This is a genomic window from Hymenobacter sp. BT559, from assembly GCF_016427535.1.
Lineage (GTDB): Bacteria > Bacteroidota > Bacteroidia > Cytophagales > Hymenobacteraceae > Hymenobacter.
In genome coordinates this window covers 608,586-630,700 of sequence record NZ_JAELXV010000002.1, presented here as the reverse complement: position 1 = coordinate 630,700, position 22,115 = coordinate 608,586, and the positions used below count along the sequence as shown (strand labels likewise).

At 59.7% G+C, this 22,115-nt stretch carries 18 protein-coding genes; 10 read left to right on the top strand and 8 right to left on the bottom strand.

Annotation, left to right across the window (positions count from 1 at the left end; all coding sequences use genetic code 11):
* Nucleotides 1-100 precede the first annotated feature (100 nt).
* Both JAO77_RS09210 and JAO77_RS09205 read right to left on the bottom strand, forming a co-directional pair.
* Nucleotides 101-1,729, bottom strand: coding sequence for a 3-(methylthio)propionyl-CoA ligase (locus tag JAO77_RS09210; protein ID WP_198990023.1), 1,629 nt, complete (start codon nt 1,727-1,729; stop codon nt 101-103).
* A 101-nt stretch (nt 1,730-1,830) separates the two neighbouring features.
* Entirely contained in the window at nt 1,831-4,950 is a 3,120-nt protein-coding gene (locus JAO77_RS09205; RefSeq protein ID WP_198990022.1) for a serine hydrolase domain-containing protein, read from the bottom strand.
* Between the two features lie 223 nt (nt 4,951-5,173).
* Between JAO77_RS09205 and JAO77_RS09200 the strand changes: the two genes are divergently transcribed.
* Both JAO77_RS09200 and JAO77_RS09195 read left to right on the top strand, forming a co-directional pair.
* Entirely contained in the window at nt 5,174-5,842 is a 669-nt protein-coding gene (locus JAO77_RS09200; RefSeq protein ID WP_198990021.1) for a hypothetical protein, read from the top strand.
* Between the two features lie 121 nt (nt 5,843-5,963).
* A complete protein-coding gene (locus JAO77_RS09195) occupies nt 5,964-6,443 on the top strand; it encodes a hypothetical protein (RefSeq protein WP_198990020.1) in 480 nt (159 codons plus the stop codon).
* 163 nt (nt 6,444-6,606) lie between these two features.
* Here JAO77_RS09195 and JAO77_RS09190 read toward each other — a convergent pair whose 3' ends face one another.
* Entirely contained in the window at nt 6,607-7,560 is a 954-nt protein-coding gene (locus JAO77_RS09190; RefSeq protein ID WP_198990019.1) for a DUF8428 domain-containing protein, read from the bottom strand.
* A 131-nt stretch (nt 7,561-7,691) separates the two neighbouring features.
* Between JAO77_RS09190 and JAO77_RS09185 the strand changes: the two genes are divergently transcribed.
* Both JAO77_RS09185 and kdsA read left to right on the top strand, forming a co-directional pair.
* Nucleotides 7,692-8,303: a methyltransferase domain-containing protein gene (locus JAO77_RS09185; protein ID WP_198990018.1), complete on the top strand. Its 612-nt coding sequence runs from the start codon at nt 7,692-7,694 to the stop codon at nt 8,301-8,303.
* Between the two features lie 39 nt (nt 8,304-8,342).
* The gene (gene kdsA / locus JAO77_RS09180) at nt 8,343-9,203 is read left to right on the top strand and encodes a 3-deoxy-8-phosphooctulonate synthase (protein ID WP_144851731.1); all 861 of its coding nucleotides are present in this window, start codon (nt 8,343-8,345) and stop codon (nt 9,201-9,203) included.
* 88 nt (nt 9,204-9,291) lie between these two features.
* On the opposite strand, the gene JAO77_RS09175 is transcribed toward kdsA, so the two are convergent.
* Complete coding sequence (locus JAO77_RS09175) at nt 9,292-10,077, bottom strand: O-methyltransferase (RefSeq protein WP_198990017.1); 786 nt, start codon at nt 10,075-10,077, stop codon at nt 9,292-9,294.
* Between the two features lie 84 nt (nt 10,078-10,161).
* Nucleotides 10,162-10,548 (bottom strand): Co2+/Mg2+ efflux facilitator ApaG/CorD, encoded by a 387-nt coding sequence (gene apaG, locus JAO77_RS09170; protein WP_144851728.1) that lies wholly within the window; start codon nt 10,546-10,548, stop codon nt 10,162-10,164.
* A 134-nt stretch (nt 10,549-10,682) separates the two neighbouring features.
* Between apaG and JAO77_RS09165 the strand changes: the two genes are divergently transcribed.
* Entirely contained in the window at nt 10,683-11,345 is a 663-nt protein-coding gene (locus tag JAO77_RS09165) for a uracil-DNA glycosylase (RefSeq protein ID WP_198990389.1), read from the top strand.
* A 54-nt stretch (nt 11,346-11,399) separates the two neighbouring features.
* Here the strand turns inward: JAO77_RS09165 and JAO77_RS09160 are convergent, their stop codons facing one another.
* From JAO77_RS09160 to tsaD, 3 genes are all read right to left on the bottom strand, one after another.
* Nucleotides 11,400-12,197 (bottom strand): C40 family peptidase, encoded by a 798-nt coding sequence (locus JAO77_RS09160; RefSeq protein ID WP_213019356.1) that lies wholly within the window; start codon nt 12,195-12,197, stop codon nt 11,400-11,402.
* 43 nt (nt 12,198-12,240) lie between these two features.
* The gene (gene smpB / locus JAO77_RS09155; RefSeq protein ID WP_198990016.1) at nt 12,241-12,696 is read right to left on the bottom strand and encodes an SsrA-binding protein SmpB; all 456 of its coding nucleotides are present in this window, start codon (nt 12,694-12,696) and stop codon (nt 12,241-12,243) included.
* Between the two features lie 95 nt (nt 12,697-12,791).
* Nucleotides 12,792-13,793 carry a tRNA (adenosine(37)-N6)-threonylcarbamoyltransferase complex transferase subunit TsaD gene (tsaD, locus tag JAO77_RS09150; RefSeq protein ID WP_198990015.1) on the bottom strand — a complete coding sequence of 334 codons (1,002 nt, stop codon included), beginning with the start codon at nt 13,791-13,793 and terminating at the stop codon, nt 12,792-12,794.
* Between the two features lie 264 nt (nt 13,794-14,057).
* Here tsaD and JAO77_RS24525 point away from each other — a divergent pair, with 264 nt between their 5' ends.
* The 5 genes from JAO77_RS24525 (at nt 14,058) to truB (ending at nt 22,114) form a co-directional block, all read left to right on the top strand.
* Complete coding sequence (locus JAO77_RS24525) at nt 14,058-18,677, top strand: translocation/assembly module TamB domain-containing protein (RefSeq protein WP_198990014.1); 4,620 nt, start codon at nt 14,058-14,060, stop codon at nt 18,675-18,677.
* A 277-nt stretch (nt 18,678-18,954) separates the two neighbouring features.
* Nucleotides 18,955-19,839, top strand: coding sequence for a cell division protein FtsX (locus tag JAO77_RS09140; protein WP_198990013.1), 885 nt, complete (start codon nt 18,955-18,957; stop codon nt 19,837-19,839).
* A gap of 83 nt (nt 19,840-19,922) precedes the next feature.
* Nucleotides 19,923-20,261 (top strand): DUF3098 domain-containing protein, encoded by a 339-nt coding sequence (locus JAO77_RS09135; protein ID WP_198990012.1) that lies wholly within the window; start codon nt 19,923-19,925, stop codon nt 20,259-20,261.
* A gap of 174 nt (nt 20,262-20,435) precedes the next feature.
* The gene (locus JAO77_RS09130; protein ID WP_198990011.1) at nt 20,436-21,266 is read left to right on the top strand and encodes an undecaprenyl-diphosphate phosphatase; all 831 of its coding nucleotides are present in this window, start codon (nt 20,436-20,438) and stop codon (nt 21,264-21,266) included.
* Nucleotides 21,263-22,114 (top strand): tRNA pseudouridine(55) synthase TruB, encoded by an 852-nt coding sequence (gene truB / locus JAO77_RS09125; protein WP_198990010.1) that lies wholly within the window; start codon nt 21,263-21,265, stop codon nt 22,112-22,114. The genes JAO77_RS09130 and truB overlap by 4 nt, the downstream gene beginning before the upstream one ends.
* The last annotated feature ends 1 nt before the right edge of the window (nt 22,115 follow it).

The following is a 22,115-nucleotide window of genomic DNA, read 5'->3' as shown; positions in this document are numbered from 1 at the left end:
CCTGACGTTCTACCTATCACCATCAGAGCGCAAAAAAGCCCCTGGCGCTGCTGCCAGAGGCTATAGAAGGGCTTCCGCAAAGGACTTTAGAACTACCGCCCTAGGTCTTCAGCTCATACCCTGCAAAGTCCTTGCGCAGCTGGGTTTTGAGTAGTTTGCCGGTGGCCGTGTGGGGCAGCTGCGCCACAAATTCCACGGCGTCGGGCTTCCACCAGGGCGCGATTTTGCCATCGAGAAAGGCTAGTAGCTCGGCGGCCGATACATCATGGTCGGGCTTGCGCACTACTACCAGCAGCGGGCGCTCGCTCCATTTAGGGTGGGGCACGCCAATAACGGCGGCCTCAGCCACGGCGGGATGCGCAATGGCCAGGTTTTCGAGGTCGATGCTTGAAATCCATTCGCCGCCCGATTTTATTACGTCCTTCGAGCGGTCGGTGATGTTCATGAAGCCATCGGGGTCGATGGTAGCCGCGTCGCCGGTCTTGAACCAGCCGCTGGCCGTGAGTTGGCCTGGCTGGGCAGTGCCGAAATAGTCGCTGGCGATAAACGGCCCGCGCACCAACAGGTCGCCGAAGGCCACGCCATCGTGCGGCAGCGGCTGGCCGGTTTCATCCACTATCTCCATATCGACGCCGAAGATGACGCGGCCCTGCTTGATTTTCAAGAAGAACTGCGCCTCAGCAGGCAAGTCGAAGTGCTTGCCTTTGAGCGTGCTCACGGTACCTAGGGGCGACGTTTCGCTCATGCCCCAGGCGTGCCGAATTTCGATACCTAGCTCTTCATCAAACGCTTGCAGCAAGGCCGGCGGGCACGAGGCGCCGCCCACTATCATCTTGCGCAGCGTGCTGAACTGGCGCGAGCCTTGGCGCATAAACTGTAGCAGCCCAAACCAGATAGTAGGCACACCGGCCGAGAAAGTAACTCGCTCGCTCTCAAATAGCTCATATAGGCTAGCTGCGTCCAGCGCGGGGCCGGGCAGCACGAGCTTGCAGCCATTGAGCGGCGCCAGGTACGGGATGCCCCAGGCATTGACGTGGAACATGGGCACGACGGGCAGAATCACGTCGCGGGCGCCGCAGTTGAAGCAGTCGGGTAGCGAGGCGGCGTAGCTGTGCAGCAGCGTAGAGCGGTGCGAGTAGAGCACGCCCTTGGGCTCGTCGGTAGTGCCCGAGGTGTAGCACAGCGACGAGGCCGTGTTCTCGTCAAATGTCGGCCACTCGTAGTCGGCGGCTTCGGCGGCCAGCAGGGCCTCGTAGCTACCTAGGCCGGGCAGCGCCGACTCGCCGGGCAGGTGCTCGGACCCGGCCATCAGTATCCATTTTTCGACCTTAGGGCAATGCGGCGCCAGCTTCTCGACCAAAGGCAAAAACGTGAGGTCGAAGAAGAGCAGCCGGTCCTCGGCGTGGTTGATGATGTAAATGAGCTGCTCGATGAACAAGCGCGGATTGATGGTGTGGCACACCGCGCCCAGCCCCGAAATGCCGTAGTACAGTTCGAAATGCCGGTGCGTGTTCCAAGCTAGTGTGCCGATACGGTCGCCCATTTGGATGCCCAGGCGGTGCAGGGCGTTGGCCAGCTGCCGGGCGCGCTGGTGGGCGGCGGCGTAGGTGTAGCGGTGCAGGCCGCCCTCGGGCAGGCGCGACACGATTTCGGTATCGGCGTGCCACTTGGCGGCGTGCTCGAGAAGCCCTGCGATGCGCAGGGGCGTCGGCATCATTAATCCTAGCATGGGTGGGAATGAGGTTGGTAAGCGGAAGATAGCAGCCTAGGTCGCGCTTAAAGCGCACCTAGGACTAAAATCTTTGCCGCAGCCTCGCTCCCCTACTCGGCTCACCTTATCGCCTCAATGGCTACCTGCTGAATCTGGGTCCGCACATTGAGCTCGCTCAGCTTGTTGTTGCGCCGCGAGGGGTTAAGGCGGTTCGTAAGTACCACTACTACCAGCTCCTTCTCGGGGTCAACCCAGAAGTAGGTACCCGTGAAGCCCGAGTGCCCAAAGCTGCTGGCCGAAGCACCGGGCGCCGTATTGCCCGTGGCGGGGCTGCTGGGCCGGTCAAAAGCCAGCCCCCGCCGGTTGGCGGCCGATTGCTGGCGCGTGTAGTCGGCCAGTATCTCTTTTTTGAATACCTGCTGGCCGCCGTAGCGCCCGCCCCAGGCGTAGGCTTGCGCCAGCTGGACCACGTCATTGGCCGAGCCAAACAGGCCCGCGTGGCCCGAAATGCCACCTAGGAGTGCGGCGCCTTCGTCATCGACGTAGCCGCGCAGCAACTGCCGCCGAAATAGCGAATCGTACTCGGTGGGCGCAATGCGGCTTTCGGCCACGTGGTGTAGCGGCTGAAAGTGCAGGCCCGAGCCCAGCGGCCGGTACACCTGCTTGGCCAAAAACTCCGCAAATGGCTGGCCCGTGCGCCGCCGCACCAGGTCGGGGTACAGATAAAAGGAGAGGTCAGAGTAAACATAGCCCTGCGTGGCCTTGAGCGGCGCGGCCCCAATCTGCTCGTAGATGAAGGCCGGCAAATCCTTGCGGCCCCACAGCCCACGCGCCACCGGCAGTGGAAACCGCGCCGACGAGTCGGGCCGGAACCAGCGGCGCCGTAACGTGCCATCATCCGTAGCCAGGGCCTTCCAGAACGGAATCCAGGCAGGCAAGCCGGCTTGGTGAACCAACACGTCGCGCATCTTCAGGCTGGCTTTGTCAGTCTTGCGCAGGAAGGGAAAAAACTGCCCTAGGGTACTGTCGGGGCTGAACTTGCCCTGCTCTTGCAGCTTGAGCAGCGCGGGCGTAGCCGCCAGCACTTTGGTCAGCGACGCGAGGTCATACACATCAGTGTCTCGCACTAAGCGAGCCGAAGCGAGCGGCGCGGCGGACGCTACTGGCTGGCCGGCCACTGGCGCACTACCTGGCTCGCTGCCAAAATTGCCCGCTGCCGAGGCCACGGCAACGCTCGGCACGCCAGTAGCTGGCAAGGCTGCGCCGGTGCTGGCCTGATAGCCATAACTTTTGCGGAGCACCACTACCCCACGCCGAGCAATAACCACCTGCCCGCCGGGCGTGGCGCCAGCTGCGAGCGCCTGGGCCATTACACTATCAATGCGTGCTTCGAGGCGCTTATTCATACCTGCGTCTTCGGGGTGCGCGTAGGCGAGGCGCAGGCCGGGCTTGCTGGTGAGGCCAAAGCCTGCAGGCAGGTTGTTGGCTACCGTCACGGGCAGCTTGCCGCGGGCGCCGATGCCCCCGAAGATGAGTTGCGCCGCTAGTTGCTGGGCGTCGGTACTTTCCTGGTAGGCCAGCACCACGGCGCTGGCGCGGTCGTAGTCGCGCACCTTGGCCACGGCGTAGGCCGAGCCAAACACGCTGAGTATTACTTGCTGACCGGGCTTGGTGAGCTCGCGCAACAGCAGCTGGGCCTCGGGCGCAATGCCGAAGCTGGTGGCCGGCAGGCGACCTAGGCTTTGTAATGCCACGAGCACCACATCATAAGTAAAAAGCTTGGCCCGCACATCCATCAATTCGTCCATAGTTGGCGCAGCAGACAGGTGGAAGTGCGCCACTTGCGCGTCGTAGTCGGCCACGGCGCGCTGAAAATCGGTAGTGTCGGTGGGGCTACCGCCCAGCACTAGCGTGGCCACGCGCAACGTATCGAGCCGCTGCAAGGGCAAGATATTGCGCTGGTTGCGCAGCAGCGTGATGCTGTGCTCGGTGAGCCGGTGGCTGAGGTAGCGCGCGTGCGCGGGATTGAGGTCGGCAATAATATTTTTCTCCTCAGTGGGGCGGTACTTACGCAGGCCGGCCCACTGCTTGAGGGCTAGCACGCGGCGGCAGCTCTCGTCGATGCGCGCCTGCGAAATGCGCCCGCTGTCCACGGCCGCCAGCACGGCTTGCAGAGCCACGGGTACGCTCTTGCTAAATTCCAGCACATCGTTGCCGGCCAAGATGGCGCGCACCTCGGCCTCGCCCGTCGGCACCTTGCTGATAACGCCCTTCATGTTCATGGCATCGGTGAATACCACGCCCTTGAAGCCCATCTTCTGGCGCAGCAGCCCCGTCACTACGGGCTTCGATAGCGTGGTGGGCGCGCCCGTGCTGTCGAGCGCGGGCACGTTGAGGTGGGCCACCATCATACCTCCAATGCCATTGGCAATCACACTTTTGAATGACGGCAGCTCCAACGAGTCGAGCCGACCGCGGTCTACGCGCACGATGGGCAGGCCTAGGTGCGAGTCGGCATCGACATCGCCGTGGCCGGGAAAGTGTTTGGCAACGGCCAGCACGCCTGCATCTTGCATGCCGCGCATGTAAAGGCGGCTAAGGCGCGCCACGGCCGCCGGGCTTTCACCCCACGAGCGAAAGCCGATGACTGGGTTGGCGGGGTTGTTATTGACATCGACCACCGGGGCAAAATTGACTTGCATGCCCAGCCGCGTAAACTGCCGCGCCACCTCGCGCCCCATGTCGTAGATGAGCGCCGAATCGGCCTCGGGCACGGCCCCTAGGCTCATCTGGTACGGGAAGCGCAGCACGCTGTCGAGGCGCATGCCCGCGCCCCACTCGCCATCCATAGCCACCAGCAGCGGCACCCGGCTCTGGCTCTGAAAGCGGTTGAGCAGGCGCGTTTGGCGCACCGGCCCACCCTGAAAGTATATCAGCCCCCCGATGCCGTAGTCTTTGATTAGCGTCGAGATAGAGTCTTGGTAGATAGCGGGCTTATTAGAATACGCCGCTACCATAAACAGCTGCGCCACCCGCTGCCGTGGTGTGAGGCTGCGCATCAGGCTATCGACCCAGGGCGAGTGCAAGTAGCTCAGGAAACCAGGCACCTTGCCAGCTACCCTAGGGACGGCCGGGCGCACTATTTTCTTGGCGGGCCGGGCGGCGGGGCGGCGCTGGGCCGTGGCCAACAGGGGCGCGCTTAGGAGCAGCGCAAGCAGCAGAAATTTAAAACGGGACAAAAGTGGGCAGTTTTAAGCGAAACGAGCCCGTAAAAGTCGGCAATAGTTGGCCTAGGTTGGCGCGCACGCCGGCCTAACCTTGTTACCACGCTTACATCAGCTCATTTCTCTAACCTAGGGGCACATTAGTTATCCTTCAGCGACCTTCATAACGTACGCAGGTAACGACTGGGCCCGCCAACGGCAGGTACTTGCCAGCAGTTTCATCTTTTTGCTTAGGACCATGACCCTATTAGAAGCTGACGTTGTATTTGAGCCCTCCGCCGCGCTGCGCCGGGAGGTACTGGCCGGCACCATTGCGGCCAGCAGCTTGCCCCAAACGGTAGAGGCTGTGCGCCTGGTCTTGCAAGACGTGCACATCAAGCGCCATGGCGAGCTCAATCGGGCCGAGGTGCAACTCGTTACTATCGTAACCGATGGTATCTCGGCCGAGCCCACTCAGCTATGCTCCGAAACGTTTGAGGGGGTGAAGAAGTGGTCGCACTTGCCCCTAGGCGAAGGCGGCATCACAATTTACCGGACCCAGGCGCCACGCATTCCGCAGTACCTTGATTATTGCATTTTGCTTACCGAGCTCGACGGCGACCTGCGCGCCCTCGGGTCGCTGCTCGACGAGGTGCGCCAAGATGAGCAGTTTCACGCCGCCCGCGCTGCGCTGCTGGCCGCGGCGGCGATAGCGCCCCCGCCAGCGGCACTCATTACGGCTACCTCAGACCTAGCCCTCAACCTGGTGGCTCGCTTGCTTAAGGCGAACAAGGATGACCAGCTATTGCTTGTGCGTGGCTCCTTCGACAATGCCTTTGATAACCTAGGCACCACGTTTGGCCCCATTACTAAAGGCACTGACCGCGCCGCCATCACCTACCAAGCCCAGGCCAAGCTAGCTGAGTAAGCGGGCTACAAAACAGCGCCCGCCCGCATCGAGGCAAAGGCGAGGTTAGCAAAACAAGCGCGTTAACGCCGGGTATATTTGGCCTAGGTCGGCGCTCACGCCGGCCTAGGCCAAATATACCATGTTCAAATCCGTGTTCCTTTACGGCCTGTTTTTTTTGGCTGCTTTTAGCAGCTGGGCCCAGGCGCCTAGCGCGCCATTCATCAAAATCTCGCACCTAGGCACCAGTGGCCGGTCCATTCCGGACCTGTACCTCACCACCCAAGAGCCCGCTCCCGATGCAGCTCAGGGCCTCGATGGCCGCTACATCTTTCAGAGTGTGTGCTTGCTCTCGGCGGCCGAGTTTGCCCCGCTGCTGCGCTACGCCGAAAGCTATGCCGCTACTAACAAGCCTGCTAGCAAAGACACTAAGTATGACACCTTCGCCATTAGCCTAGGTGCCAGCCAGCCCATGCAGTTAGTGTACACGCGCGGCAAAGCGCTGGCTTTCCTGGAAGGCGCGGCGCAAGTATTGCAGAAGCAAAGCTCGGAGGCCGACAAAAGCGAAGCCGTACGTCGCCTCGAAGCCACTGCCCACCGCCTAACTACACCAGCCAAATAGCTGGGCCCCGCCCCTGGCGCACCTCCGCTACTTTTCAAGGACCTAGGCCTTCTGCCTTATTGCCGCCTGAGCCAGCAGCGGAATGCAGCAGCAAGGCATATATCAGCACACAAAAAAGCCCTGCTACTAAGTAGCAGGGCTTTTTTGTGTCGATTAATTGCTTTTACTTCAGCGTGAAAGTGGTCTTGCCCATCAGGGCGCCGCCTTCGTACAGCTCCACGGTGTGCTGGCCGATTTTGTAGTCGCCACCCTTGGCATACACAAACTGCAGGGGCTGCTTGGTGTTGTCGAACACTACATCTTGCTTCTGGGTGTAGAAGGCCTCCTGGCCATCTACGGTGAAGGTGCCGCCGCCGGTGCTCAGGTTGTAGAGGGCAGCGCCGTCGGGCTCCAGAATGCGCATGTAAATCTGCTTGGTTTCCTTCGGCGACACGTCGTTGCGGGCCAGGCTAAAGGTCACTTTCACACGGTCTACGCGCTTGGCCTTGAATTCTTCCTTGTCGTCGTCCTTCTCTTTGTTTCTAGAAGTCAGGATGCTCACGTGAATGTTGTCGGCCTGCAAGCGCGAGGCCACGTTGACTTTGTCGCTCAGCTCGCGGTTGGTCTTAGCAATCGTGCTGATGGTGTCGGTCAGCTTATTCTGCTTTTCTTTCAGCGTCGTCGTTTCTGTATACAGCGTTTCGTTCGATGCTTTCAGCGCCGCAATTTCGTCGTCTTTTTTCTTCAGCTGGCTTTCTAGGTTAAGCGCGCGCTGCTTAAACTGCTTCTGCTGAGCCAGCGAAAACGAGCCCGCCTTAAACGAGCGCAGCTTCAGCAAGTCGGCGTTGATACCCGCGATGCGGGCCACCAACGAGTCGTTGCTCAAGCCCAGTTTCTGCAGGTCTTGGCTTTGGCGCTCGTAGTTGGCTTTCAGGTCTTCAAACTCCTTTATCTGCGCTTCCAGCTTGGCATCTTTCGCCTGGACTTGCGTGGTAAGCTGCTCGTTTTCAGTCTTCTTCTGGGTATTCAGATAGAACAGGACGCCATTGATACCGAGCAGCACGAGGACTAGCGCCACCCATAGCAGGACGCGGCTGTTATTCTGGCGGGGTTCGGGTTGTTCGTTCTTAGGTTCCATGCGGGGAGGTGGGCCAAAAAAGTGAAAGAGATGCGGGCAAGAGCCAGCCGCCAAGCAAGGCGGCTACCTTTGTAACGGGTAAAAATAGCGTTTATTTCTACTTCGCCTACTCTTCGTCATACTTTGCCGCTATGCAAACGGTTCCTCCGGCCTTCGATGCCGCCTATTGGCAGGCCCGCTACACGGCCCCCGGCCGCGCCGGCTGGGACGCCGGACGCATTACCCCGCCGCTGCAAGCTTACTTCGACCAGCTCGACGTGCAGCGACAGCCGCGCATCCTTATTCCGGGCGCGGGCCGCGCCTACGAAGCCGAGTATTTGCACCACCTAGGGCTGCAGCAAGTGGTAGTAGCCGACCTAGCACCTGAGCCCTTGGCCGAGCTGGCTGCCCGCGTGCCCGACTTCCCGCGCCAGCACCTCTGGCAGGCCGATTTCTTCGCCCTAGGTGAGGCTGAGACCTTCGACTTGATAATCGAGCAAACCTTTTTCTGCGCCCTCCACCCGAGCCTGCGGCCGGCCTACGCCAAGCAGTGCGCGCATCTGCTAAAGCCAGGTGGTAAGCTCGTCGGGCTGCTTTTCGACACCCCGTTTGCCGGGGCCACCGAGCCACCCTTCGGCGGCAGCCGCGAAGAGTACGCGGCATACTTCGAGCCGTATTTCCGGTTTATTCATTTCGAAACTGCTCACAACTCGCTGCCCGCCCGCGCCGGCCGCGAGCTGTTTATTTGCCTCCAGAAGCTGTAAACCGCTGCCACCATTTCTTTAGCAATTAATTACTTGCCCATGCTTACCTCCCTCGCCAACACCCTGCCGCACTTCCGCAATACCAACTCTGGCCAGTTCTTTTTGATGGCGGGCCCCTGCGTCATTGAGGGTGAAGACATGGCGCTGCGCATAGCCGAACGTGTAAAGCACATCACCGACAAGCTCCAGATTCCGTACATTTTTAAGGGCTCGTACCGCAAGGCCAACCGCTCGCGGCTCGACTCCTTCACGGGCATCGGCGACGAAACAGCGCTGCGCATCTTGCAGAAAGTAGGCCGCGAGATTGGCGTGCCCACCGTCACTGATATCCACGAATCGGACGAGGCGGCACTGGCCGCCGAGTATGTAGATGTACTGCAAATTCCGGCCTTCCTCTGCCGCCAGACCGAATTATTAGTAGCCGCCGCCAAAACTGGCAAGGTGGTAAATATCAAGAAAGGCCAGTTTCTGAACGGCGAAGCCATGCGCTGGGCTATGGATAAGGTGCAAGGCGCCGGCAACCCCAACGTCATTCTCACCGACCGCGGCAACTCCTTCGGCTACAGCGACCTGGTAGTTGATTTTCGCAACCTACCCACCATGCGCAGCTTCGGCGTGCCGGTGGTAATGGACGTGACGCACTCGCTGCAGCAGCCCAACCAAAGCAGCGGCGTGACGGGCGGCCAGCCCGCTCTCATCGAAACCATTGCCAAGGCAGCTATTGCCGTTGGGGCCGATGGCTTGTTCATCGAAACGCACCCCACGCCCGCCACGGCCCTCTCCGATGGCGCCAACATGCTACCCCTTGACCAACTCGAAGGCCTTTTGCAGCGCCTCACCCGCATACGCGAAGCGCTGCGGCCCACCGGCGGCGTCGACCCACAGGGGCTGAATGCATAAGTAAGAAGCGTACTTCGGCTTACGAAAAAGCAGAAAGGCCACCTAGGAGTAGAACCCTAGGTGGCCTTTCTGCTTCTAGGGCTGAGCATTAGAACCGAAGCCAGAAATCCTGCTTAGGTTGCTTCTTCCGAAAAAACACGAGCCCTACGTAGAACAAGTCCACGGTCACGGTCACGGCCGGGTGGGCCTTGATGGCGGCCCAGGCCTGCTCCATCTCGGCCGACCAGTGAATATCATCCAGCACGAATACGCTGTTTTCGTGTGCCTTGCTCAGGCACTGCTCGAAGTAGCGGAGCGTGGGCTCGTAGCGGTGGTTGCCATCGAAGAACACAAAATCGACGGGCTTGGCTAGCTCGGCGAGTGTGGCGGGTAGCGTTTGGTCGAGGTTGCCGGTCACGAGCTGCACGTTACCTAAGTGCAACTTGTCGAAAGTTTCGCGGGCCACTGCCGCCGTGTTGGGGCAGCCTTCGAAGGTGATGACTTGATTACGGGAGTCGGCGGTGGCTAGGTAGGCTGTGGTGAGGCCCAATGACGTGCCCAGTTCCAGAATAGTAGCCGGCTGAAAATGATTGACTAGCCGAAAGAGCAACTGCGCCAACCTAGGCGGCTTGGCCGCGTGGCGCGCTATGTCGCGCAGTCGCCGCTCGCGCCCGCCCGCCCCCGCCACCTGCGAGCCGGCCCCAAAATCGGTAACAGCTATGCGCTGCGTGCTGCGCAAGAGCTCGCGCCGCCGCGCTTCAATCGGGGCAAACGCCTTGAACTTGCCGTTGTGGCAAATAACCGTGGTGTAAAGGCCGTAGATAAACGGCGAATGCAGGCCGTGGGCATTGCCCGAGCGCAGCCAGAAACGCAGGTAAGCTAGTACTTGGTGCATAGTGCTTAGTGCGGGGCACCTAGGGCTATGCGCTTGGCTATTAGAATGCCAGGCGCTGAGCGCTACACACCTAGCACTAAAAATTTAATTCATCCGGTAGGGCACCATCAGGGTAAACTCCGGGATATTGACTTGGAAGTGTTCGCCGTTGACAAGGCGCTCCATGAGGTAGGTGCCCTGCATCTTGCCCACGCCCGACTTGAGGTTGCAGCCGCTCATGTACTGATGCGACTCGCCGGGCTCGAGCACCGGCTGGCGGCCCACCACGCCTTCGCCCTCCACCTCACGCACGGTGCTGTTGGCATCCGAGATAAACCAGTGGCGGCGTAGCAACTTCACCGTGTATTCGCTATCGTTGCGAATATCAATGCGATAAGCAAATACATAGTGCTCTTGCGAAGGACTAGAATAATCGGGCAGATAGTTGGTCGTAACCGTAACAGTTACGCCCTGCGTAGTGGTAGTAGGCATAAGCGGCGGTAATGCGAAGGTAAGCGACGAGGCCAACAGCGGCCCGGAAGCTTTGGTTTTATACGAATTAACGCTGCCAACGGCTTGCGTGCTGCTTTATTTTCTGTTTTTTGTCTTCTCCTCCCCTTCCTTATATGGTCAAGATTGCCGAAAGCTGGCGGCCCGTGCTCGCCGCAGAGTTTGAAAAGCCTTATTTTCAGAAACTAACCGCCTGGGTGCGCGGCGAATATGCCACCACTACGGTGTACCCCCTAGGCTCCCAGATTTTTCACGCCTTCGATGCTTGTCCCTTTGATGAGGTGAAGGTCGTTATCCTGGGGCAGGACCCCTACCACGGCAAAAACCAGGCGCACGGCCTTGCCTTCTCGGTGAATGAAGGCATCCGCACGCCGCCTTCGCTGCAAAATATCTTCAAGGAGCTGCAAGACGACATCCCCGGCACGCCTGCGCCGGCCAACGGCAACCTCGACCGCTGGGCACAGCAGGGCGTGCTGCTGCTCAATGCCACGCTCACGGTACGCGCCGCTACACCAGGCTCGCACCAGAAGAAAGGCTGGGAGGAGTTTACCGACGAGGTAATCCGGCAGGTGTCGGCGGGCCGCCCGCACGTGGTGTTCATTCTGTGGGGTGCCTACGCCCAAAAGAAGGAGGAACTGATTGATGGCAGCAAGCACCTCGTGCTGAAGGCCGCCCACCCCTCGCCCTACTCTGCCGACCGGGGTTTTTTCGGCTCCAAGCCGTTCAGCAAGGCCAACGCCTGGCTGGAACAGCACGGCGAGCAGCCCATAACCTGGTAGGTTTTATTAACAGCTGGTCGTTAGCTCCGCAGAATGAGGGCTAACGGCCAGCTGCTAACAACTAAGCGAAAGCAAGCGCTTTATCAGGCGCAGCTTGTGGCTGTATTTCTGCCGGTCGCGGTTGAATATGCCGTGGTGGTCGAGGGGGTCAAGGCGCACTTCGCCGTGCGCGTGCAAGATTTGGCCCTCGTCGAACACGATACCTACGTGCACAATACGGCCTTCAGCGTTTTCGAAGAAAGCGAGGTCGCCGGGGCGGGCCTGCGTCACAAAATCGACGGGCTGGCCTAGGGCAATCTGCTGGTAGGCATCGCGGGGCAGCTGCACGCCGAGTAGCCCGAAGAGCTGCTGCGTGAGGCCTGAGCAGTCGAGGCCAAACACGCTTTTGCCGCCCCACACGTAGGGCGCCCGCAAGTAGAGCAGGCCGAGCTTGCGCAATAGGACCAGCTGGCGCTCGGGCGTTGCGGGCTGCGTAGGGTTGGTAGCTGTGCCATTGTAGAATAGGCACTTATCACCCACTTTCAGCGTCATACCATCGAAGAAGGGCAGGCGGCACCCTACGGTAATAGGCTGGCGCGTGGCAGCGTCCGACACCACCTGCACCAAGTCAAGTGCCCTAGGGTGCTCCTGCGCCTGCCATGCCTCAAAGTACGCCGGGCTCACAGACTGGTGCTGCTTGTAGTCCATCCAGCCTTGGTACTTATCGGCGGCGCTTTCAATGTGCAGCCAGTTGCCCTGCGTGAGCAGCACGGTGTAGCAATCGCCAAACAGCAACTCGGTAACTAGCTCGGCCTTGTCGCTGGCCTCGGCCCGAACGGGAATGGCGCTGAGCGCACAAATGCCGTAATCCAATTTCTTAGGTACTAAATGAACAAATTGACTTTGCCGAAGCTACCTAGCGAAACCGCTCCATTTCGCGCTTCTGGTCTTTGGCCTTGAGGTCTTCGCGCTTGTCGAATAGCTTTTTACCCTGGGCTAGGGCAATTTCGAGCTTGGCAAATCCCCGGTCGGTCACGAACAAGCGCAGCGGAATGATGGTGAGGCCAGCGTCCATCTTGCCAGCCAGCTGCTTGAGCTCGCGCTTGGTGAGCAGCAGCTTGCGGGCACGCATGGCGTCGTGGTTGTTATAAGTACCTTGGGTATACGGTGCTATGCGCACGCTGTGCACCCACAGGTCGCCTTTGTGGTCGAAGGTGCAGTAGCCATCTTGTAGGTTGGCCTCACCGGCGCGGATGCTTTTTATTTCGGTGCCTTGCAGCATCATGCCCGCGTCGTACTTGGCCAGGAAAGTGTATTCGTGGCCGGCGCGGCGGTTGCGGATGTTGATATTGGCGGGAGTCTTGTCTTTCATACCGCAGATTCTAACGGATTTTTAGGATTCAACGGATACGCTTGCTGGCGCAAGCTGGCTAGGCTGGTAGGCACCTAGGTGCTTTTCTGCCCTGGCTACGTCAGTTTTAACCTAGGGTCGGGGCTGGTGAGCTGGCTGGCAAAGTCGCCGGCTTCGTACTGGAATAGAGCCGCTTGGCCTACCATTGCCGCGTTGTCGGTGCAAAATTCAAAGTCGGGAATAAATACGTCCCAGCCTTCGGCTTGCGCCAGTGTCTGCAACCCCTGGCGCAAGCCCGAGTTGGCAGCTACACCACCGGCCAGGGCCACTTGGCGCAGTCCGGTGGCCTGGGCGGCCTTCTTCAATTGCTTGAGCAGCGTTTGCACAATGGTATGCTGAATGCTGGCGCAGAGGTCGGCAAGGTTCTCTTCGATGAACGTAGGGTTGGCGGCCGTTTCTTTCTTCAAGAAATACAGCACCGACGTTTTGAGGCCACTAAACGAGAAATTGTAGCCCTCGAGCGCCCCCTCGGGGAAAGTAAAACGCCGGGGGTTGCCGGTTTGGGCCAGCTTGTCGAGGCGGGGGCCGCCGGGGTACGGCAAGCCTAGTAGCTTGGCGGTTTTGTCGAATGCTTCACCCGCGGCATCGTCAATTGTTTGACCTAGGATTTCCATATCCAGGGCGCTGCGCACCACCACTAGCTGCGTGTGGCCGCCACTCACGGTGAGGCACAAAAACGGAAAAGCCGGCTTGGGCTCCCGAATAAAGTGCGCCAAAATGTGCGCCCGCATGTGGTTGACGGCCAGCAGAGGCTTACCTAAAGCCAGCGCGAGGCTCTTGGCAAACAAGTTGCCTACTAATAAGGAGCCGAGCAGACCAGGCCCCTGGGTCACGGCTATGGCGTCTAGGTCGGTTTTTTCGATGCCGGCGCGGCGTAGCGCGGCCGTCACCACGGGCAGCAAGTGCTGCTGGTGCGCCCGCGAGGCCAGTTCGGGCACCACGCCGCCGTACTGCTCGTGCACGGCTTGGCCAGCCACTACATTGCTGAGTAGCTGCCCATCACGAAACACGGCAGCGCCCGTGTCGTCGCAGCTCGATTCGATGGCGAGAAGAATCATTTTTGAATTAAAAATTATGCCTTAAAAATCTATGAATTGCCACTGGCTGCCTGTCCTAGTCCGCTCAGCATAGCCGACGGTTAGTAGGGTAAGAGCCCCTTTTAATTCATAGTTTCTAATTTCTACCTGTGCAAAGCGCCCGCAAAGGTCGGGCGAACCCGCCGACTATCTGTCGCGTTTGCCGAGACACTGTGCGCTAAAAGCCGCACCTTTGCGTTTTACTAGCTGGGCTTAGCCGCTCATAACTTCTTTTTGCCCTAATTCGTGCGTCGCGCTTTTCGCATTCTGCTCAGAATCGTCTTCGGCCTGCTGGTGTTCGGGCTGGTGCTGGTGGGCGGCGTGCTAGTGGCGCTGCGCGTGCCCAGCGTGCAAACGCGGCTGGCCCAAAAGGCTGCCGCCGTGCTTACCCACAAGATGGGGCAGGTAGTAGAAATTGCCGGGGTAGACGTGCGGCCTTTTTCGCACGTGCTGCTCGATGGCGTGCGGGTGCGCGACCGCCGCGGGGGTGAGCTGTTTAGCATAGGGCGGGCCGACGCAGATATTCAGCTCTTTTCAGTATTCGACCCCAGCCACCTGCACGTGGGCACGCTCACGCTCACGGAGCCGCGCTTTGCGCTCCGCGATGTGGCGGGCCAGCCCGACTCGACTACCCTCGACCAGTTTCTGAGCGCCATAAAGCGCCTGGCCGGGCCACCCGACTCGACGAAGAAAGATTCAAAGCCTTTCGACTTTCAGCTGCACGACGTAGCTATTCGCAACGGCCACTTCGAGCTGGAGCGGCCCGATGCGCCCCGCGACCCAGCCTACGGCCGCAGTATCGACTATGCCCACATGCAGGTCGATAGCGTGTATGCCGACATTTCGGCGCTGAATTTCAAAACCGATACGTTACGGGCGCGGGTCGCGGGCCTACGCGCCATCGAGGTGCCTTCTCAAACGCGCTTGCGCGAGCTCACGGCTGACATTCAGTACAACGAACACTTCTGGGACTTCAAAGACCTGACCCTGCGTGTGGGCCGCAGCCAGCTACAGAAGTATCTGCGCTTTGAGTACCACCGCTTTGGCAACTTCGCTGACTTCAACGACTCGATGCGGGTCATCACGCAGCTGCGTGGTGCCAAGGTCTATACCGATGACATCGCCAAGTTTGCGCCGCAGTTGGCCACGCTCAAGGACTCTATCCAGATTTCGGGCGACGCCAAGGGATACGTGCGTGATTTCCAAATCAAAAATCTCGACGTGCGCTACGGTCGGCGCACTCACGTGGTGGCTTCCCGCGCCCACGCCGACAACTTGCCGAACTGGCGCAGCAGCCTGATGGACTTGCGCCTGAAGCCCTCGCAGGTGGATGCGGCCGACCTGCGCCGCTGGCTGCCGCGCTCGGCCAACAAGCTGGTGCAGCGCCTAGGGCTGGTGAAGCTGAACGGCCAGTTTGTGGGCTACGTGACCGACTTCGTGGCCAACGCCTCGTTTGACACCGCCCTAGGTAAGGTTTCGACCGACCTTAACCTCAAGACCAAGAGCGACTTTGACCACGCCGTGTACGAAGGCGACGTGCAAAGCACAGCCTTCCAGCTAGGTAAGTTTCTGGGCGATGAGTCAGTGATTCGGGACGTGACCTTGAATGGCAAGGTTACCGGCACCGGCTTTGTGCCGCCCGTGGCCAAGGGGCACGCCGTGGTATCGGTGCCTGCCATTTGGCTGAGCGGCTACCGCTACCGCAACCTGACACTCGACGGCGACTTTGCCCGACAGGGCTTTAAGGGTAAAATCACCGCCAACGACCCCGCCGTGCAGCTTAGTGCCAACGGCGAGTTTGACCTGAACCCGCGCCACCAAAAAATAGACGTGACCGCCGCCATCGGCCGGGCCAACCTAGGAACCCTAGGTCTGCTCGACATGCCGCTGGTGGTGCGCACCAAAGCCCAGGTGCACCTGCGCGGCACGCAGCTCGACTCGCTACTCGGCTACGCCCGACTGCGCGACTCGCGCTTTACGCTGCGCGGCCAAACGCTCGACCTCGACACCCTGGACGTGACCAGCACCCGCAACAGCCGCGGCGAGCGCCGGGTAAGTCTGCGCTCGGAGCTGCTGGCCGTGACGGCGGCCGGTCGGTTTGAGGTGGCAGCCGTGCGGCGCGACATCGAGACGCTGTGGCACGAATACCGCCTCAATTTTGAGAGCAACGAAGCAGCCACAGCGGCCTATTATCGGCGTAAGCGCCAGCAAGCTCTGCCTAATTACGAGATTGATTTTGACTTGAACTTCAAGCATATCAACCCGCTGCTAAACCTACTGATGCCTGACCTGCAGGTATCAGATAACAGCCGCATCGACGGCTCGTTCCGGCAGGGCGAAACGTCGATTTTGCAGCTCGGGGGCAAGTTCGACAGTATTTGGTATGGGCCGGTGCGCACAGTGGCTACCGAGTTTGACTTCACTACCTCGAAGCTGCCCTACCGGCCCGAAGTGCTGGCCCAGGCCAGCGTGACCTCGGCACGCCAACTGGTGCCGGGGCTGGGCAACACCGAGAAATTTGTGGTGGAAGGCGTATGGGACCAGCAGCGTATCAATTTCTCGACCTCGCTGGCCCAAAGCGGCACCACCAACCGCGCTACTATCAACGGGGCACTCTCGTTTTTGCCGCGGCAGGTGGAGGTAGTTTTCCGCCAAAGCGGGCTGCATCTGCTTGATAAAGAATATACCATCGCGGCCGAGAACGTGATACGCATCAGCGACTACGGCCGGCGGCTCGATATTCAGAACTTCGTACTCAGCAACGGCAACCAGCGGCTGAGCGCGCAGGGCATCATCTCGCCCGACCCACACCAGCCGCCTTTGCAGCTCGACATTGCCAACTTCGACCTAGGCACGCTCAATTCGGTTATTGGCCAGCGCCTAGGTGGGCGCCTGAACATGCAGGCGTCGGTAAGCGGCATTTATAACGACCTGGCTATCAACAGTACGCTGGCCGTGGATTCGCTGGTGTATGAGGGCGTGGCCATCGGGCAGGTGGCGGGGCGCGGCGACTGGGATAACCCCACTAGCCAGCTGCGCGTGAACCTCGACGTAGCCCGCCAGCAGCAGCGCGTGCTCACGGTAACGGGCTACCTGGCACCTAAGTCAACTACCCAGCAGTTTAACCTTACCGGCCGGCTCAACGACGCGCCCGTGGTGTTGGCGCAGCCCTTTCTCACCGGCATTCTGGACCGGCTTGGGGGCACGGGCCAAGGCGAGCTAATGCTGACTGGAATGTTTAGCGCCCCCAACCTCACGGGGGCGGTAGACGTGCAGAATGGGCGCTTCACGTTTGGCTACCTAGGTACCACGTACACCTTCGCCGACCGCATCACGTTTACCAATACCAGCATCTTGCTGGCGGGCATCAAGCTGCGCGACGCCCAAGGCAACACAGGCACTGTGGATGGCGCCATTAACCACCAGGGCTTTCAGAATATGAGCCTGAACCTACGGGCGGCATTCCGTAGGTTTCAGGTTCTCAATACGACACGCAAGGATAACGACCTGTATTTTGGCACGGCCTACGCCTCGGGCTCGGCCACTGTACGTGGCCCCGTCGATGACCTAGTGGTGGATGTGCGCGCGACGTCGGAGGCAGGCACGCGCCTGGCGCTGCCCCTCGACAACGCGGCCAAGGCCCAGCAAGCCACCTACATCAAGTTCGTAAACCGCAACCTGCCCGACTCGGTGAAGCGGCGGCAGGCCATCACGGCCGCGGCGCTGGCGGCGCAGAATAAGGTTGACCTATCGGGCATTCAGCTTAATATGAACCTGACGGTGACGCCCGACGCCTACCTCGAGATTTTGCTCGACGAAGCTACCGGCGACGTGATTCGGGGGGCGGCCACTGGGCAGCTACGCTTGGCTATCGACACGCGGGGCGAGTTCAATATGTATGGCCAGGTCGAGATTGTGCGCGGCGCCTACAACTTCACTTTGCAAGGCTTGGTAAACAAAGAATTTGTGGTGCGACCGGGCGGGGTTATTACTTGGAACGGCGACCCGCTCGACGGGCAAATGAACGTGACCGCAACGTATACCCAGCGCACCTCACTCTCACCTATTTTGCAAAACACCAGCGGTGCGGGCACTGGCAGTGGCTCGGCGGTAGTACCCGTTACGGCTGTGATGAACCTGACTGGGCCACTGTTGCTGCCGGTTATTAAGCTGGCGTTGGAGTTTAACGATGCCCCTAGCTCGCTGCAGAGTGACTTGGCTGCCTTTATTGCCCTGCTGCGCAACGACGAGCAGGAGCTAAACCGTCAGGTGTTCAGCCTGTTGGTTTTCCGCACGCTGTCGCAGCAAAATGCTTTTACCAGCGTGTCGCTCAGCGGGCAGGGCAATGCTGTGCAGAACAGCCTAGGGCAGATTATCTCGTCGCAGCTTGGGGCGCTTACCTCGCAGATTGACCAGAACCTAGAGATTGATTTTAACATCAACGGCCTCACCGCCGACCAATTGCAAGCCCTGCAAGTGCGCTTGAGCTATTCGTTTTTAAACGGCCGCTTGCGCCTAACCCGCGAGGGCGGCATCAGCAATAGCACAAATACAACCACTTCCTCAACGGGCATCACCACCACTAACCAGTCGTCGCTGCTCGGCGATTTTAGCCTAGAGTACTTTCTGCGGCCCGATGGTAAGTTCCGGGCCAAACTACGCTACGAAACCACCCCGCGCACCGGCGACCTCATCAACAACGTGAACCAGAACCAGGCTCGGGCCGGCATTTCGCTGCTGCACACCGAGGAGTTTAGCTCGCTGCGCGACCTGTTTGGTCGCGAGTCGCCGACGCGCCGCCAGCGCAACCGCCAGCGCGCACGCGAAGTACTCACCGTAGAAGAAGACCCTAAGACGAACATGTAACCGCAGATTCAAACGGATTTGTCGGATTTAACGGATACGCCCGCTTTCGGCGGACTGACTACTCAAGCGCAGAAGCAGCTTCGTCGGCTTTCTATGCTGCTGAGCTTTCTACACTATCAGTTGACACAATAAACATAGCAAACGGCTTAAGGCACAAGACCACACTCTCATTAGTTTATTAAACAGCTATTTAACACTCAAATAGTCAACCAGCGAAGCTGGCGTATCCGTTAAATCCGACAAATCCGTTTGAATCTGCGGTCTATCTTTGCCCTCTATGCCTCCGCGCCGCAAAAAGAAACTTGGCTCCTACCCTACTCCGCTGGTAGTATTCAGCATTACGCTGGCGCTGGTGGTTATCGGCCTGTTTGGCTTGCTGCTGCTGCACGCGCACAAGCTGAGCGAGCAAGTGCGCGAAAACCTGGAGGTGCAGGTGTACTTAGAGCGCAACCTGCCCGAAACTGAGCTGCTGCGCCTACAGCAAGACCTAGAGCACCAGCCCTACGTGGCCGTGAAAGAGGGCCGCGCTCAAATCCGCTTCGTGAGTAAGGAGGAAGGCGCCCGGCAACTACTCGAAAGCACTGGCGAGGATTTTCGCACCTTCTTGGACGATAACCCGCTGCGCGACGCCTACGCTCTCAAAATCAAGCCCGAATATACCGATACCATGCACCTGCGGCAGCTGAGCCGCAGCCTGAGTAGCCAGCGCGGTGTATTCGAGATTCAGTATCCCAAGTCCTTGTTTGACAGCATCAACCAGAATCTGACTAAAGTTAGCTTGTTGCTGGTGAGCTTTGCGGCGGTGCTGGTAGTGGTAGTGGTTATCCTGATTAACAATACCATCAAGCTGGCTTTGTTCTCGCAGCGTTTTTTAATCCGCTCGATGCAACTGGTGGGCGCGACTCGGTTCTTTATCCAGCAGCCGTTTTTGCGGCGGGCTACCTGGCAGGGCTTTGCCAGCGGGGGGCTAGCGGCCCTCGTGCTGGTGGCGCTGCTACAGTATGCCTACCTCGAAGTGGAGCAGCTGAAGCTGCTACGCGACGACCGCCTCATTGCGCTGCTGCTGGCGGCGGTGGTAGGCCTAGGTACCGTTATCGGTTTCCTGAGTTCGTACCGCGCCGTAAATAAGTACCTAGGCGTTTCGCTCGACGAACTGTATTAATCTAGTGCTTAGTGCTTGGTTAGTAGTGCTTAGCACTCCTTTACGACCTAAGCACCAAGCACCATCAACTAAGCACTAAACGTATGCAACCAACCACTCCGGCCCCGCGCTTCGCCTTTGGCCCCCGCAACTACCGCCTCATGTGGGCGGGCCTGGCTGTGCTGGCCGTCGGCTTCATCACGATGATGCTCGATGGCGCCCAGTACGGCGAAGGGTTCCTAGGGCTCACGCTGGGCCCCATTTTGCTGGTAATTGGCTTCATCATTGAGTTTGTCGCCATTATGGCGCGTAGCAATCCTGGCCAGGAGGTGCCGGTAGCCCCTGCGCACCCCGGCGTGGCTGCCCCCGTAGCGGCGCCCACGGCAGCGGCCCCAGTGGTGCCTGCGCCCGCGCCGACCAAGCCTGCTTATAAGCGCCTGTAATTTTTGCGCGTTTCAGCACTACATCCTACTTGTCATTTGCGAGGAGGAACGACGAAGCAATTGCCTCCAAACGAGCCCGCCTAGGTCCCGTTTCGGTGCGATTGCTTTGTCGTTCCTCCTTGCACTGATATCCCTACGCTACTTATAAACACCTACTTACCTCACAACTGCTACATGACTTATTGGCACGCGCTGCTGCTGGCCATCGTGGAAGGACTCACCGAGTTTCTGCCCGTTTCCAGCACCGGCCATATGATTATTGCTTCCCAGCTGCTGGGCGTTGCCATGACGCCCTTCGCCAAGCTCTTCCTGGTGGTTATTCAACTTGGGGCCATCTTGTCAGTGTTGGTAGTGTATTGGAAGCGCTTTTTCCAGAGCTTCGACTTTTACCTGAAGCTGCTGGTGGCCTTCTTGCCCATTGTGGTAGTAGGCCTGCTGCTGAAAAAACACATCGACGCGCTACTTGAATCGGTAACCACGGTGGCCGTGATGCTGCTCCTAGGTGGCATAGTGCTGCTGTTCATCGACAAGTGGTTTCCGCAGGAGGACCCCAAGGCTGGCGGCCACCCGGTCACCAATCCCAGCTTCAAGGAAGCGCTGTTTATTGGCCTGTTTCAGTGCCTGGCCGTGGTGCCGGGCGTGAGCCGCTCGGCGGCCACCATCATCGGCGGCCTCAGCCAAAAGCTGACGCGCCGGGCCGCGGCCGAGTTTGCTTTTTTCCTGGCCATGCCTACGATGGCAGCGGCGGCTGTGAAAGACATTTACGACTACTATAAAGAAGCGCACGCCCACGGCGTCGAGATTAGCCAGCTGTTTTCGGGGCAGGAAATAAAGCTGCTGGTGCTCGGCAACGTGGTAGCTTTTGTGGTAGCGCTGCTGGCTATTCGGCTGTTTGTGGGCTTCGTGGCTAAGTACGGGTTTCGGGCATTTGGCATCTACCGCATCATCGTGGGCGGCTTCTTGCTGTTGCTGCTGGGCCTGGGGGTAAATTTGCAGTTAGTATGAGTAAGAAAGCACTAGCTGATTTTGACTTCGAAGCGGGCGAGGTTTTGCTGCTCGATAAGCCGCTGACCTGGACCTCGTTTGACGTGGTACGCAAGGTGAAGAACACGCTGCGCCCACGCAAAATAGGCCACGCTGGCACCCTCGACCCGCTGGCGACCGGGCTGCTCATTTTGTGCACCGGCAAGAAGACCAAGGAGATAGACCAAATTCAGGCGCAGGAAAAGGAGTACGAAGGCACCTTCCGCCTAGGGCAGACCACGCCGAGCTTCGACCTCGAAACGCCCATAAATGAGGAGCAGCCCTACGAGCACCTGACCGAAGCCGAGATTCAGGCGGCCGTGGCCACGTTCCTAGGTAAAATAGAGCAGATTCCGCCCGTGTTTTCGGCTGTGAAGGTCGAAGGCAAGCGCGCCTACGAGCTGGCCCGCAAGGGCGAGCAAGCCGAAATAAAGGCCAAAACAGTTGAGATAAAAGCCTTTGAGCTGACGCGCATCACGCTGCCCGACATTGACTTTCGGGTAGTGTGCTCCAAGGGCACTTACATCCGCAGCCTGGCCCGCGACCTAGGTGTGGCCCTAGGGTGCGGCGCGCACCTCACGCGGCTGGTGCGCACGCGCATCGGCGAGTACCGCCTGGCCGACGCCTGGACGGTGGCCGAGGTGGAGGCCCTGCGCCCGCCCCGCCCCGCAGCCGCTGATGGTGGCGCTCCCGCGCCCCGCCAGCGGCGCGAGCGGTTGAAGCCCGCCCGCGTGGGCCTCGACTTTTATGCGGCTCAGCAGGCCGACCGCGCCCCCGCGGCGGGTCCCGACCTGCCACTTCACCCAGAAGGGGGCACCCCTTCGGCCTAAT

Excerpts from the sequence above, each read along its gene's own strand:
- kdsA (WP_144851731.1), top strand. The coding sequence starts at position 8,343 with ATGCTTACCTCCCTCGCCAACACCCTGCCGCACTTCCGCAATACCAAC.
- JAO77_RS09165 (WP_198990389.1), top strand. The coding sequence starts at position 10,683 with ATGGTCAAGATTGCCGAAAGCTGGCGGCCCGTGCTCGCCGCAGAGTTT.
- JAO77_RS09175 (WP_198990017.1), bottom strand. The coding sequence starts at position 10,077 with ATGCACCAAGTACTAGCTTACCTGCGTTTCTGGCTGCGCTCGGGCAAT.
- JAO77_RS09210 (WP_198990023.1), bottom strand. The coding sequence starts at position 1,729 with ATGCTAGGATTAATGATGCCGACGCCCCTGCGCATCGCAGGGCTTCTC.
- JAO77_RS09185 (WP_198990018.1), top strand. The coding sequence starts at position 7,692 with ATGCAAACGGTTCCTCCGGCCTTCGATGCCGCCTATTGGCAGGCCCGC.
- apaG (WP_144851728.1), bottom strand. The coding sequence starts at position 10,548 with ATGCCTACTACCACTACGCAGGGCGTAACTGTTACGGTTACGACCAAC.
- JAO77_RS09130 (WP_198990011.1), top strand. The coding sequence starts at position 20,436 with ATGACTTATTGGCACGCGCTGCTGCTGGCCATCGTGGAAGGACTCACC.
- JAO77_RS09200 (WP_198990021.1), top strand. The coding sequence starts at position 5,174 with ATGACCCTATTAGAAGCTGACGTTGTATTTGAGCCCTCCGCCGCGCTG.
- JAO77_RS09190 (WP_198990019.1), bottom strand. The coding sequence starts at position 7,560 with ATGGAACCTAAGAACGAACAACCCGAACCCCGCCAGAATAACAGCCGC.
- tsaD (WP_198990015.1), bottom strand. The coding sequence starts at position 13,793 with ATGATTCTTCTCGCCATCGAATCGAGCTGCGACGACACGGGCGCTGCC.
- JAO77_RS09135 (WP_198990012.1), top strand. The coding sequence starts at position 19,923 with ATGCAACCAACCACTCCGGCCCCGCGCTTCGCCTTTGGCCCCCGCAAC.
- JAO77_RS09195 (WP_198990020.1), top strand. The coding sequence starts at position 5,964 with ATGTTCAAATCCGTGTTCCTTTACGGCCTGTTTTTTTTGGCTGCTTTT.
- truB (WP_198990010.1), top strand. The coding sequence starts at position 21,263 with ATGAGTAAGAAAGCACTAGCTGATTTTGACTTCGAAGCGGGCGAGGTT.
- smpB (WP_198990016.1), bottom strand. The coding sequence starts at position 12,696 with ATGAAAGACAAGACTCCCGCCAATATCAACATCCGCAACCGCCGCGCC.
- JAO77_RS09140 (WP_198990013.1), top strand. The coding sequence starts at position 18,955 with ATGCCTCCGCGCCGCAAAAAGAAACTTGGCTCCTACCCTACTCCGCTG.